13 protein-coding genes and 1 pseudogene are annotated in these 13192 nt (G+C 62.0%); 9 read left to right on the plus strand and 5 right to left on the minus strand.

All coding sequences use genetic code 11. The features are described 5' to 3' along the window. From pstC to AC3AYF_RS11065, 4 genes are all read left to right on the plus strand, one after another. Window positions 1-671: phosphate ABC transporter permease subunit PstC (gene pstC, locus AC3AYF_RS11050; protein ID WP_295040825.1), on the plus strand; the 671-nt coding region annotated here is incomplete at its 5' end. A 16-nt stretch (window positions 672-687) separates the two neighbouring features. Next, window positions 688-1539 (plus strand): phosphate ABC transporter permease PstA, encoded by an 852-nt coding sequence (gene pstA, locus AC3AYF_RS11055; RefSeq protein WP_295040827.1) that lies wholly within the window; start codon window positions 688-690, stop codon window positions 1537-1539. Window positions 1540-1559: 20 nt separating this feature from the next. After that, window positions 1560-2384, plus strand: a complete 825-nt coding sequence (gene pstB / locus AC3AYF_RS11060; protein ID WP_295040829.1) for a phosphate ABC transporter ATP-binding protein PstB — start codon at window positions 1560-1562, stop codon at window positions 2382-2384. Between the two features lie 173 nt (window positions 2385-2557). Then, window positions 2558-3664, plus strand: a complete 1107-nt coding sequence (locus AC3AYF_RS11065) for an AI-2E family transporter (RefSeq protein WP_295040831.1) — start codon at window positions 2558-2560, stop codon at window positions 3662-3664. Between the two features lie 103 nt (window positions 3665-3767). Here the strand turns inward: AC3AYF_RS11065 and trxA are convergent, their stop codons facing one another. Continuing rightward, the gene (gene trxA / locus AC3AYF_RS11070) at window positions 3768-4091 is read right to left on the minus strand and encodes a thioredoxin (protein WP_110602432.1); all 324 of its coding nucleotides are present in this window, start codon (window positions 4089-4091) and stop codon (window positions 3768-3770) included. Window positions 4092-4334: 243 nt separating this feature from the next. Between trxA and cysB the strand changes: the two genes are divergently transcribed. Beyond that, on the plus strand, window positions 4335-5303 hold the full coding sequence (gene cysB / locus AC3AYF_RS11075; protein WP_149437854.1) for an HTH-type transcriptional regulator CysB: 969 nt from the start codon (window positions 4335-4337) through the stop codon (window positions 5301-5303). 87 nt (window positions 5304-5390) lie between these two features. Here the strand turns inward: cysB and AC3AYF_RS11080 are convergent, their stop codons facing one another. The 4 genes from AC3AYF_RS11080 to pabB form a co-directional block, all read right to left on the minus strand. Further along, window positions 5391-6011: a phosphoadenosine phosphosulfate reductase domain-containing protein gene (locus AC3AYF_RS11080; protein ID WP_295040835.1), complete on the minus strand. Its 621-nt coding sequence runs from the start codon at window positions 6009-6011 to the stop codon at window positions 5391-5393. Window positions 6012-6177: 166 nt separating this feature from the next. Then, window positions 6178-6960, minus strand: coding sequence for an ABC transporter ATP-binding protein (locus tag AC3AYF_RS11085; RefSeq protein WP_487779737.1), 783 nt, complete (start codon window positions 6958-6960; stop codon window positions 6178-6180). Beyond that, the gene (locus AC3AYF_RS11090) at window positions 6957-8036 is read right to left on the minus strand and encodes a FecCD family ABC transporter permease (protein WP_295040685.1); all 1080 of its coding nucleotides are present in this window, start codon (window positions 8034-8036) and stop codon (window positions 6957-6959) included. Before AC3AYF_RS11090 ends, AC3AYF_RS11085 begins: the two co-directional genes overlap by 4 nt. 52 nt (window positions 8037-8088) lie before the next feature. Then, on the minus strand, window positions 8089-9513 hold the full coding sequence (pabB, locus tag AC3AYF_RS11095; protein WP_487779738.1) for an aminodeoxychorismate synthase component I: 1425 nt from the start codon (window positions 9511-9513) through the stop codon (window positions 8089-8091). 337 nt (window positions 9514-9850) lie between these two features. On the opposite strand from pabB, the gene AC3AYF_RS11100 reads away from it, so the two are divergent. From AC3AYF_RS11100 to AC3AYF_RS11115, 4 genes and pseudogenes are all read left to right on the plus strand, one after another. Next, complete coding sequence (locus AC3AYF_RS11100; RefSeq protein WP_295040682.1) at window positions 9851-10597, plus strand: GntR family transcriptional regulator; 747 nt, start codon at window positions 9851-9853, stop codon at window positions 10595-10597. After that, a complete protein-coding gene (prpB, locus tag AC3AYF_RS11105; RefSeq protein ID WP_295040680.1) occupies window positions 10594-11478 on the plus strand; it encodes a methylisocitrate lyase in 885 nt (294 codons plus the stop codon). Before AC3AYF_RS11100 ends, prpB begins: the two co-directional genes overlap by 4 nt. 15 nt (window positions 11479-11493) lie before the next feature. Beyond that, window positions 11494-12618, plus strand: a complete 1125-nt coding sequence (gene prpC, locus AC3AYF_RS11110) for a bifunctional 2-methylcitrate synthase/citrate synthase (RefSeq protein ID WP_295040678.1) — start codon at window positions 11494-11496, stop codon at window positions 12616-12618. A 52-nt stretch (window positions 12619-12670) separates the two neighbouring features. After that, window positions 12671-13150: pseudogene (locus tag AC3AYF_RS11115) on the plus strand (MmgE/PrpD family protein); the annotation flags it as partial. Window positions 13151-13192 lie beyond the last annotated feature (42 nt).

Here is a 13192-nt window from a genome sequence, read left to right on the forward strand (position 1 = left end):
ATGGAACGCTGTTGACGTCATTCATCGCCATCGTCATCGCCGTGCCGGTCTCGTTCGGCATCGCGATCTTCCTGACCGAGCAGTGCCCGGGGTTCCTGCGACAGCCGCTGGGTACCTTGATCGAGCTGCTGGCGGGAATTCCTTCGATTATCTACGGCATGTGGGGCATGGAGGTGCTGGCACCGCTTTTGCGCACCTGGTTTCCCACGGTCTTTCCTGCCGGCACCGGCCTGGCGACGGCGGGCATCATTCTGGCGGTGATGATCATTCCCTTCATCACGGCCGTGACCCGCGACGTCATCAATACGGTTCCAGCGGTCATGCGCGAATCCGCCTATGGACTGGGCTGCACCACCTGGGAGGTGACCCGGCGCGTCATCCTGCCCTCGGTGAAGGGCGGGCTGGTCGGCGGCGTCGTGCTGGGACTGGGACGTGCGCTAGGGGAAACGATGGCGGTGACGTTCGTCATCGGCAATAACCTGTTCCTTAGCACCACCCTGACGGGGCAGGGAACCTCGATCGCGGCGCTGATCGCCAACCAGTTCTCCGAGTCCGACGGGACACAGCGTTCGGCGCTGCTGGCGTTGGGTCTGATTCTGTTCCTGATCACCTTCGCGGTGCTGGCTTTCGCGCGTTACCTGTTGCGCAACAGCACCGGTCGCCACGCCTGAGCGGCGGGAGAGAACCATGGATATCAAGCAAACGCCACTCTATCGTCGCCGCAAGCGCCTCAATCAGCTGGTGATGGTGCTCTGTCAACTGGCGACGGTGATCGGTTTCGTCTTTCTTTTCGCCATCCTCTTCACCCTGGTGACCAAGGGGATCGGGTCGATCTCGCCGTCGACGTTCGTCGAGCGCACCCGCATGAACGGCGGGGGGCTGGGCAACGCGATCTGGGGGACTTTCCTCATGACCTGCGCCGCCACGGTGATCGGGACCGTGATTGGTGTCGCCGCCGGTACCTGGCTGGCGGAATACAGCGGCAAGGGCTTGATGGCCAAGGTGATCCGCTTCATCAACGACATTCTGCTTTCGGCACCTTCGATCATCATCGGCCTGTTCATCTATGCCGTGGTGGTGGTCCCGATGGGCAACTTTTCCGGCTGGGCCGGCGTACTGGCGCTGACGGTCATCATCGTGCCGGTGGTCATCCGCTCGACGGAGGACATGTTGCGCTTGATCCCCAACTCGCTGCGGGAAGCGGCCGCCGCGCTGGGTGCCCATCGCTGGTGGATCATCGTGCGGGTCTGCTACAGCGGCGCACGTGCCGGCATCATGACCGGAATTCTGCTGGGGTTCGCACGCATCAGCGGCGAGACGGCGCCGCTATTGTTCACGTCGCTGAACTCCAACCAGTGGAACTTCTTCGACCTGGGTAGCGAGATGGCCAACCTGCCGATGACCATCTACCAGAACATGACGATCAACGCCTTCATTCCCGACCTGGTCGCTCTGGCCTGGGGCGGGGCATTGATCCTGACCGCTGCCATCCTGATTCTGAACATTGCGGCGCGCTACTTCTCGCGCCAGCGTTCCTGATTCCCAGCTGCGAGACCGCCATGACAGCCGATATTCATCTCGACCAGAAGCGCGACACCGGCGCCGTTGAAGCGGCAGCCGTATCGCAGATCGCCACCAAGCTGCGCGTCAACGACCTGAACCTCTATTATGGAAAGTTCCAGGCGATCAATAATGTCACCATGGAAATTCCCGAACGCCAGGTCACGGCGTTCATCGGGCCGTCGGGTTGTGGCAAATCCACCTTGATCCGTTGCTTCAACCGGATTCACGACCTGTACGAGGGGATACGCACCGAGGGCCAGATCCTGCTCGACGAGCATGACATCTACGACTCGGGGATCGACCTCAACCTGCTGCGCTCCCGGGTCGGCATGGTGTTTCAGAAACCGACGCCGTTCCCGATGTCGGTCTTCGACAACGTTGCGTTCGGCATTCGCCTCTACGAGAAGCTCTCCGCCCGGGATCTCGAGGAGCGGGTGGAGTGGGCCCTGCGCAAGGCTGCCCTGTGGAACGAGGTCAAGGACAAGCTCAAGCAGAGCGGTCAGGCGCTCTCGGGCGGCCAGCAGCAGCGCTTGTGTATCGCGCGAACCATCGCCGTGAAGCCCGAGGTGATTCTGCTCGACGAGCCGACCTCGGCACTGGATCCGATCTCGACCGGGTACATCGAGGACCTGATCAACGAGCTCAAGAAGGATTACACGATCGTCATCGTGACCCACAACATGCAGCAGGCGGCAAGAATCTCCGATATCACCGCGTTCATGTATCTGGGAAGCCTGATCGAGTGTGATGACACCACCAAGATATTCACCCAGCCGAAAGAGTCCCGGACTGAGGATTACATCACCGGCCGTTATGGCTGATCGCTCACGATCGTAGCCATACCCTGGGAATCTGGCGCCCCCGAGTCGACGACTCGGGGGCGCTTGTCGTCAGGCCTAAGGCCGGCTTCGAAGTTTGCGCCGCAGCAACGTACCCGCGGCGGGATCGTGCTAATGTCGTGGCCCACAGGACGTGTACCACCAGGATTTTGCTTATGTCGCCCGGACAGGAACCCGCTTTTCGTAACGTTCCCTTCAACTTGATGCTGACGCTGGCGTCACTGACGATCATCATCGCGGGGATGCGCGCAGCGGAAAGCCTCATCATCCCGATTCTGCTGTCGCTGTTCGTTGCGGTGATCTGCACCTCGCCGGTCCATTGGCTCTATCGACGCGGTGTCAATTCCTACGCGGCAGTCCTGATCACTCTGCTAATACTGGGAGGGTTGCTGGCGCTGTTCGGCACCTTGCTGGGCAACAGTTTCACGATGTTCATGGATAGTTGGCCCGAGATGCAGAAGCAGCTGGAAGGCCACTACCTGACGTTGCTGGAGTGGCTGGCGAATCAGGGGCTTTCGGTCTCCCCGCAGCAGTTGTCCAGCATGGTCGACGACTCCGGAGATCAGAACTGGGTGTCCGGCTTTATCAGTGGGCTAGGTCTGGTGCTGTCCCAGAGCCTGGTCATCCTGCTGATGGTCAACTTCATGCTGTTCGAGACGCTGGATTTCCGGCAGAAGGTGGCCAGGGCGCTAACCAATCCGGGGCCGAGCCTGGAGCGATTCACGGAGTTCAGCTACAACCTCAAGCGCTACATGGCAGTGAAGACGGCGATCAGCCTGGTCACCGGCGTGCTGGTCACCATCTCGGCCTGGCTCGTCGGCGTCGAGTTCGCCCTGCTGTGGGGAGCGCTGGCTTTCATTCTCAACTACATCCCCAACATAGGTTCGGTGCTGGCCGCGGTACCACCGGTGTTGCTGACGCTGGCGATGCCGGAAGGCGGAGTCGTGAAAGCGATGACGCTGGCGGGCGCCTACCTGACCATCAACTTCGTGCTGGGCAACATCGTCGAGCCGCGTGTCATGGGGCGGACGATGGGGCTCTCGACGTTGGTCGCCTTTCTCTCACTGGTGGTCTGGGGCTGGATCCTGGGCCCGGTGGGAATGCTGCTGTCGGTTCCGCTGACCATGACGCTCAAGATTGCGCTGGACAGCCATCCCGAGACACGCTGGATCGCCAAGATGCTGAGTCCTTCGGAGCGCCGCCGTCGCCACCAGCGCAAGGTCCAGGAAGCGCTGGACGAACTGGAGGAGGAGGTGGAGTAGTGTCCGTGACTCGAGCCCGGTCTGCCGATCTCGCTGCTTCAGGCACAAAAAAGCCGCGCTCCCGGGAGCGCGGCTTTCTTGTGAAGAGCGGCGTATCGAGAGATCAGCCGTTCTGTTCGAGGAACTGCGTCAACTGGGATTTGGACTGGGCGCCGACCAGTGATGCCACCTTGGCACCGGACTTGAACAGCATCACGGTGGGGACGCCGCGGACACCGTGCTCGGAGGCGATCTCCGGGGCGTCATCCACGTTGACGCTGACGACCTTGATGTCATCCGCTTTCTCGTCGGCGACTTCGTCGACGACGGGCGCCATCATCTTGCAGGGGCCGCACCACGGCGCCCAAAACTTGAGCAGCACCGGCTTGTCCGCGTTCAACACTTCCTGCTCGAAATTGGCGGTGGTGACATCGACATTGTTGGACATGACGTTAACTCCTGCAGACATTGCGCTCTTTTCGAGCTGATGGAGGCGATGTTAGCCCTTGCACAGGGTGGTGGCAAATCTCACGGTTTATCGGGACGATAGCGCCAGGTTATTAAACGTCTCTTTTTCATACCCAATTGTGGCGATCCTTTGGCTCTTCACGCCCCGCGACTTATTGCGTAAAGTAATCCATGTCTTGTTTTTTATGCCGTTTTGACGATTCTGGAAGCCACGAGGTTGCTCATGAAGCTCCAACAGTTGCGCTATGTATGGGAAGTGACACGGCATCAGCTCAATGTCTCGGCGACCGCCCAGAGCCTGTTCACGTCACAGCCTGGAATTTCCAAGCAGATTCGCCTGTTGGAAGACGAGCTTGGCGTCGAGATATTCGCGCGTAGCGGCAAGCATCTGACTCGGGTCACGCCGGCGGGAGAGGCGATCGTCGAGCTGGCCGGCAAGGTATTGCGGACGGTCGATGACATCAAGCACGTCGCCCAGGAACATAGTGACGAGCGCCGCGGCAGTCTGGCGATCGCCACCACGCATACCCAGGCGCGCTACGTGCTGCCCAGCGTGATCGGCGAATTTCGCCAGAAGTATCCGGATGTCGCCCTTCACATGCAGCAGGGAACGCCCAAGCAGATCGCCCAGATGGTGAGCGAGGGGTCAGCAGATTTCGCGATCTGCACCGAGTCCCTCGAGCTGTTCAACGACCTGGTGCTGCTACCGTGCTATCGCTGGAACCGCTGTGTCCTCGTCCCCAAGGGGCATCCCCTGGCGAGCGGTGAGTTGACGCTCGAACGGGTGGCCGAGCATCCGCTGGTGACCTACGTCTTCGGTTTCACCGGCCGCTCTCAGCTCGACGACGCGTTCAAGTCCCGTGACCTGACCCCCAATGTTGTTCTCACCGCAGCCGATTCCGACGTGATCAAGACTTACGTGCGACTGGGTCTCGGCATCGGCATCGTCGCCCACATGGCGGTCGACCCGGTTGCGGACAGCGATCTCGTCGCGGTGGATGCTTCGCATCTGTTCGAAAGTTCCACCACCAAGATCGGCATTCGCCGCGGCACTTTCATGCGGACCTACATGTACGACTTTGTCAAGCGCATGGCGCCGCACCTGGATAGAGAGACCGTCGAGCGCGCGCTGGCGGCGGGCCCGCGACACGAGGCCGAGCTGTTCAAGGGAATTCAGCTGCCAGTCCTTTGAGAGTCCGCTCCCCGGGGACCCGAAACGCGCCCGAATGCAAGGAGCCCCGCCAGTGGCGGGGCTCCTTGCGCTCTATTCCGATGCGAGTCAGTGCTGCAGATGCAGCCCGCACTCGCGCTTTTCCTCGACCTTGGTCGGATCGAAGTAGTCGAAATTGTTGGGCAGATCGTGCTGCTGCAGGTACTGGTACATCTGCTTGGCGGTCCAGTGCAGCACCGGCGCCACCTTGAGCAGGCCGTCGGCATTGCGTGACAGTGGCTGCATGCGCGAACGCTCCGGAGTGTCTTCGGCCCGCAGCGCCGTGAACCAGATGTCCGGCGCCGTCTCGGCCAGCGCGCGACGGAAGGGCTCGAGCTTTACCTCCTCCGTGAACGCCGCGTGGCGTGGGTCGCCGATCTCCGGAGTCGGGCCCTCCACGGACTCGCGATGGGCCCGAGAGCGATGCGGATGGTAAATGGTCAGGTTGAGATCGAGCCGCTTTGTCAGCTCCTCGGCGAAGCGGTAGGTTGCGGGGGTGTTGTAACCGCTATCCATCCAGACGATGGGGATGTCGGGACGAACGCGAGTGACCAGGTGCAGGATCACGGCCTCGAACGGGCGGAAATTGGTGGTGCAGATCGCCTTCTGATCCAGGCCCAGTGCGAATTCGGTAATGGCCAGGGGAGCGTGACCGATTTCACGATTGAGAGCATCGAGGTCGAACGCCATGAGTGACTCCTTTGGAGGGCGCGTCTGAGTTGCCGACGAGGCCCGCCGAGGTAAGTGGGATGGCCGTCACTCTACCAACCCTCTTCAGGCGTGGACCAATACCGTTTGGTTAGATTGATATATAACCAAATTATCTACATGGTGGTGAGAACCGATCTTCTGATTATTAAGCGCCGAGTGGGCGCAGCGCCGAGAGGGGCGTGATACGCGGCGGGCCATCCGGCGGCCAGTCGACGTGGGCATCAATGGCGTAGATCTCCCGCAAGCGAGCTGGCGTCAACACCTCTCCCGGGTTTCCGCTGACGACCCGGCGTCCCTCCTTGATGACCCAGAGGTGATCGGCAAAGCGCGCGGCCAGGTTGAGGTCATGAATGGCCAGAATGACGGTGATCGCTTCCCGGCGCGCCAAGCGCTGCAGGTAATCGAGTACCTGCAACTGGTGGTGGAGGTCCAGTGCGCTGGTCGGCTCGTCGAGCATCAACAGTGCCGGGCTGCGTACGATGGCCTGGGCGATGGCGACGCGCTGGCGCTGGCCGCCGGACAGCGCCACCAGCTCGCGCTCGGCAAGTGGTTCGAGTTCCAGCGATGTCAGTGCGCGTTCGACGGCCGAGAGGGCCTGGGCGGCGGGTTCGGCTACCTGGGTTCGACGCGCGAGCAGAACGGCCTCGAACACGCTCAGCGCGGCCTGGGTGCCGGTGTCCTGGGGGAGGTAGTAGAGTCGCCGGCTGCGTTGCTCGAGCGGTAGCGCATCGATTCGCTCACCGTCGAGGAGGATGCGCCCGCTGGCACGCTCGATGCCGGCGATCGCCTTCAGCAACGTCGATTTTCCCGCCCCGTTGGGGCCGATCAGTGCCGTTATCTCGCCGGGTCGCGCGGTCAGGTCGGAGATATCGCGCAGTATCCGGTGTTTTCCCAGCGAGCAGTCGAGCCGCTCGATTCGCAGGTTCATCGCCAGATCTCCTTGCGCGAGCGCAGGATCAGCGAAACGAAGAACGGCAGGCCGATCAGCGCGGTCAAAATGCCGATCGGCAGCAGAATGCCGGGAATGAGCGTCTTCGAGAGAATCGAGGTCAGTGAGAGGATCAGCGCGCCGGTCAGTGCGGACATCGGCAGGAAGACGCGCTGGTCCTCGCCGACCACCAGGCGAGCGATGTGCGGCCCGACCAGCCCGACGAAACCGATGGTCCCCACGAACGCGACCGCAGTCGCCGAAAGCAGCGCACAGCAGAGCAGCATGCGCAAGCGCAGCCGGCCGACGTCGATACCCATGGACTTGGCCTGGATCTCTCCCATGCGCAGGGCCGTCAATTGCCATCTGGCCCGGATGAAGATCGGCATGGTGGCAAACAGCGCCAGGGCCGCCAGCGCCACTTTCCCCCAGCTTGCCTTGCTCAAGCTGCCCAGCGACCAGAATACGAGTTGCTGCAGCGACTCGGCGGAAGCGACGTACTGGAGCATTCCCAACAAGGCATTGAAGAAGAACATGATCGCGATCCCCATCAGCACCATCGTCTGCACGCTGACGCCTTTCAGCCGGCTCAGCGCCCAGATCACCAGCGAGGCGAACATGGCCAGGATGAAGGCGTTGGCGGTCAGCAGCAGCGTGCCGGCCACCGGCAGGAGTCCGAACCCCAGCACGATGGCGAGCGCTGCCCCAAAGCTGGCTGCGGAAGAGATCCCCAGCGTGAAGGGGTCGGCGAGGGGATTGTTGAGCAGTGTCTGCATTTCCGCGCCAGCGACGGCAAGACTGGCGCCGACGACGATGGCCATCGTCGCGACCGGCAGCCGGATCTCCCAGACCACGACCTGCAGCACGCGGGAAGCCTCCGACGGCATTGCCAGCGTCTTCACCACGTCGATTAGCGGATAGGCGCCTGGCCCGGTGGCGATATCGATCATCAGCGAGACCAGCGTGGCCATCGCGGTCAGCGCGATCAGCCAGTACTGGCGGCGCTGACGGGCGAGGTAGCGATGGACCGTGGTTTCGTGGGTCTTGGCACGGGATGAAATCGTCGTGGCTTTCAAGGTGGGGTTCGTTGTTTGGCGATGGCGTCGGGCAGCGTAAACCAATGGAATGTTATTGGGAATCGTTCCCGACCTGATGAGGGGCCGTCAGTGCCTGCATCAATCGTTCGATCTTGGCGAGCGTCTCCCGGTATTCGGCTTCCTCGTCCGAATCCGCCACCAGCCCGCCGCCGCCCCAGATATGCAGGGTATCGCCGTCGGCGACGACGGTGCGTATCGCGATCGAGGTGTCCAGTCGACCACGTCGGTCGAGATAGCCCAGGCTGCCGCAGTAGACGCTGCGCTGACTGGGTTCGAGCTCATCGATGATCTGCATCGCGCGATGTTTGGGCGCGCCGGTGATGGAGCCCCCGGGAAAAGCGGCGGCCAGCAGGTCCAGCGGTGTCGCGGGGGAAGCCAGCTCACCGCGCACGACGCTGACCAGATGGTGGACGTTGGCGTAGCTCTCCAGTCCGCAGAGCTGCGGGACCGTAACGCTGCCGGGGCGGCAGACGCGGCCCAGGTCGTTGCGCAGCAGGTCCACGATCATGACGTTCTCGGCACGATCCTTGTCGCTTCGCTGAAGCTCGAGCGCCAGGCGCCGGTCTTCATCGGGCGTCGACCCGCGAGGGCGAGTGCCCTTGATCGGCCGGGTCTCGACCTGACCATCCACGACGCCGATGAATCGTTCGGGCGACAGGGACAGGATCGCCTTGTCATCCCAAGCGAGATAGCCGCCGTAGGGCGTGGGCGTTGCGCGACGGAGGCGGCGATACGCTTGCCAGGTACTGCCCTCGAAACGGGCGGTGAAGCGCTGTGCCAGATTGATCTGGTAGCAGTCGCCAGCATGGAGATAGTCGATGACGCGCTGGAAGCGTCTGGCGTAGCCGCAGCGGTCCATATCGCCGACGAAGGCCCCGGTCAAGGTGAAGTCCGACGAAGCGGGCGTCGCGGCGTCGTTCAGCCACTCCATTACCTGCCGGCGGCGTTCGGCGGTCGCGACCATCCAGGTACGCCGTGCCTCGTGAGCCTGGATCAGCGCCCAGTCGTAGAGCCCGAGCCTGGCCGAGGGCAGCTCTGGCCCCGGGCGACGATCGATGTGACGTGGGCGGTCGCTCTTGTCTTGCGCCGTGGTCAGTGAATAGCTCCAGTGGCCGATCAGCCCACCGATAAAGGGCAGGTTGGAGGTCTGTGCGGCAAAGGAGGCGGGCAGGCGTGGCAGCCACTCGGCTTCGGCATGGTCCAGCAGGGCGCGCTGGGCCGCGAATGGTTCTTCCGGCAGGGATATCGATGGCTGGCATCGAGTTCGACAGTCGTCGATGGTCAGTGTCGCCAACGGGTCGCTGCTGAGGATGTCGAAGCGGCCGCCCGGGGCGTCAGGGCGGCCGCTATCCAACAGCACGACATCAGGACGTCGCTGCAGTCGCTCGAAGAGCGGGCCCGGATCGGGCGCATAGGGGAAGTCGGCTATCTCGAGCCAGGGTCTCGCGCCAGCCATGAATACCTTTTCCAGACGAATGAACGACGACCCGGCGTCGATAGCCGCGCCCGGGATAGCGGGCAGTTTACGCCGGCCGGCAAGTTTATCGGGAGTCGTAGTGATGAGCGAGCCCTCCACGCGCTGCGCGAACGGGCAATATCCGGCATCGAGACGCCGCGCGGGCGGGTGCAGCAGTGGAGGGACGCGATAAGCGGGACCTCAAATTGTCGACAATTTCGAGGTTCCCATTTTCTGTCTCTCGACTAAAGTGCCATTTAATGAGCGTTATTTTACGTTGCCCGAGAAAAAAGCCGCGCCTATGATAGGAGTACGCCCTCTTATTGTTAACAACTTAATGTCCCAATCCCATTTTGACAGTCACGATGCCGATACCGAGCTGCCGGTGGTTCGCACACTGGCCGAGCGTGTCTTTCACCAGCTTCAGCGCGCGATCGTTCGCGGCGAGCTGCCTCCCGGTACCCGTATCACGGAGCCGGAACTCTCTTCCCATTACGGTATCTCCCGCGGGCCCCTGCGGGAAGCGATGCGTCGTCTGGAAACCTATCGGCTGATCGAGCGCGTGCCCCATGTCGGTGCCCGTGTCGTCAAGCTTTCGATGGATGAGCTGCTGGAACTGTTCGATGTGCGCGAGGCGCTGGAGAGCATGGCGGCGAGGCTGGCGGCGACTTCGATGACGGCCGAGGAGATTGCGGGACTGCGCGGCGTTCTCGCCTTTCACGAACGGCAGGAAGACCTGGCCAGTGGCGAAGCCTACTACCAGCGGGAAGGCGATCTCGACTTCCATTACCGCATCGTGCAGGGCAGCCACAATCGTATGCTGATGACGCTGCTGTGCGATGACCTCTACTACCTGGTGCGGCTCTATCGTACCCAGTTCAGCGCCAAGGGCTCCCGGCCGCAACGCGCCTTCGTCGAGCATCATCGCATCGTCGACGCGATCGAGGCGGGTGACGCCGAGCTCGCCGAACTGCTGATGCGTCGCCACGTCAGCGCTTCCCGCGAAAACGTCGCCGCCCACTACGCTCGAACGCTGGTGGAAGAGCCGGCGCCTTCTCCCCACACCTCAAGGATCGAATCATGACGTCATCGAGTCCCGGTGCACGCTTTCGGGCTGCGCTAGCCGCCCATCGTCCGCTTCCCATCGTCGGTGCCATCAACGCCTACAGCGCGATGATGGCGAAGGCGGTCGGGCACCATGCGCTCTATCTCTCCGGCGGTGGCGTGGCCAATGCGTCCTACGGGCTGCCGGATCTGGGCATGACCACGCTCAACGATGTCGTGGAAGATGCCCGCCGCATCACTGGCGCCTGTGACCTGCCGCTGCTGGTGGATATCGATACCGGTTGGGGCGGGGCTTTCAATATCGCACGAACGATCAAGGAGATGGAGCGGGCCGGCGTGGCGGCCGTCCATCTCGAGGATCAGGTGGCCCAGAAGCGTTGTGGACATCGGCCCAACAAGGAGATCGTTTCCCAGGCGGAGATGGTCGATCGCATCAAGGCGGCATCCGATGCTCGTCACGACGCGGATTTCTACCTCATTGCACGCACCGATGCCTTCCAGAAAGAGGGGCTCGCGGCCGCCGTCGAGCGTGCCAATGCCTGCGTCGAAGCCGGCGCCGACGCGATCTTCGCCGAGGCGGTTCATACCCTGGACGATTACCGGGCTTTTTGTGAGGGGGTCGATGCGCCAATTCTCGCCAATATCACCGAGTTTGGCGCGACGCCCTTGTTCTCCCAGCAGGAGTTGGGGGAGGTCGGCTGTCGCATGGTGCTTTATCCGTTGTCGGCATTTCGTGCGATGAGCGCGGCGGCACTCAAGGTCTATCAGGAGATTCACGCCAAAGGGCATCAGCGAGACATCGTCGATTCGATGCAGACGCGAGAGGAGCTTTACGAGTTTCTCGATTACCACGCCTTCGAACGCAAGCTGGATACGCTCTTCGAGAAAGGCGGCGAATGAGCGGAGGAGACCATCATGTCGGAAAGACCCAAAAGCACCGGACTGCGAGGACAGAGTGCAGGCTCCACGGAGATCTGCACGGTCGGCAAGAGCGGCTCGGGGCTCACCTATCGTGGTTATGACATCCAGGCACTCGCCGAGAACGCCCGCTTCGAGGAGGTCGCCTATCTGTTGCTGAAGGGGGAGCTGCCCAATCAGTCACAGTTGGATGATTACATTGCCTTCCTCCAGCGCTCCCGTTCGCTGCCGGAACCGCTGAAAAGAGTGCTGGAGCAGATCCCATCGGATGCGCATCCAATGGATGTGTTGCGCACCGGTACTTCGATGCTCGGCAATCTGGAAACCGAGCAGCGCATGGAAGATCAGCAGCAGCATGCGGATCGGCTGCTGGCCGTCATGCCGTCGATTCTCAACTACTGGTACCGATATTCGCATCATGGCGAGCGTATCGAGACCGAAACGGACGACGTCTCCGTCGGTGGTCATTTTCTGCATCTATTGCATGGCAAGCCGGCGTCCGACCTGCATGCGCGAGTGATGAACGTTTCGCTGATCCTCTATGCCGAGCACGAATTCAACGCCTCCACCTTCACGGCCCGGGTCTGCGCGTCGACATTGTCGGATCTGCACAGCTGCATTACCGGTGCGGTCGGTTCGCTGCGAGGGCCACTGCACGGTGGGGCCAACGAAGCGGCAATGGAGATGATCAGCCGCTGGTCGACGCCGGACGAAGCGGAGCGCAGTCTGCTCGAGATGCTCGAGCGCAAGGACAAGATCATGGGGTTCGGTCACGCCATCTATCGCGAATCCGATCCCCGTAACGCGATCATCAAGCAGTGGGCGAGACAGTTGGCGGATGATGTCGGCGACAATCACCTCTATGCCGTATCGGAGCGTGTCGACGAGGTCATGTGGAGAGAGAAGAAGCTCTTCCCCAACGCCGACTTCTACCATGCCAGCGCCTATCACTTCATGGGCATCCCCACCAAATTGTTCACGCCGATCTTCGTCTGTTCCCGCTTGACGGGGTGGAGCGCGCACGTCTTCGAACAGCGCGCCAACAACCGCATCATCCGACCCAGTGCCGATTACGTCGGCCCGGAACGACGCGATTGGGTGCCGATCGAGCAGCGTCGCTAATTCGGGCTTCGAGCCAAGGTCCATTGACGAGCAACAAATTCAAGGAAACGCCATGAGTGCCAATGTCGATCTCAACCAGCGCCCCGACTACGATCCGGAACTCCAGGCCATCGCGGACTATGTGCTCGACTATCGGGTCGACAGTCGGGAGGCGCTGGATACCGCCCGGCACTGTCTGCTGGATACGCTTGGCTGCGGACTGCTGGCGCTGCGCTTCCCGGAATGTACCAAGCATCTGGGGCCGCTGGTGGAGGGTACGGTCGTTCCCAACGGGGCCCGTGTGCCGGGAACGCAGTTTCGACTGGACCCGGTGAAGGCCGCCTGGGATATCGGCTGCATCATTCGGTGGCTGGACTACAACGATACCTGGCTGGCTGCGGAGTGGGGGCACCCCTCTGACAACCTCGGCGGTATCCTTGCCGTCGCCGACCATCTGTCGCAGCAGCGTCTGGCGAAAGGCGAGCGGCCATTGACCCTGCGTCACGTACTCGAAGCGATGATCATGGCGCATGAGATACAGGGTGTCCTGGCGTAGGAGAATTCATTCAATCCGGTGGGGCTGGACCACGTCGTG

The sequence above is a fragment of the Salinicola sp. genome (assembly GCF_982684285.1).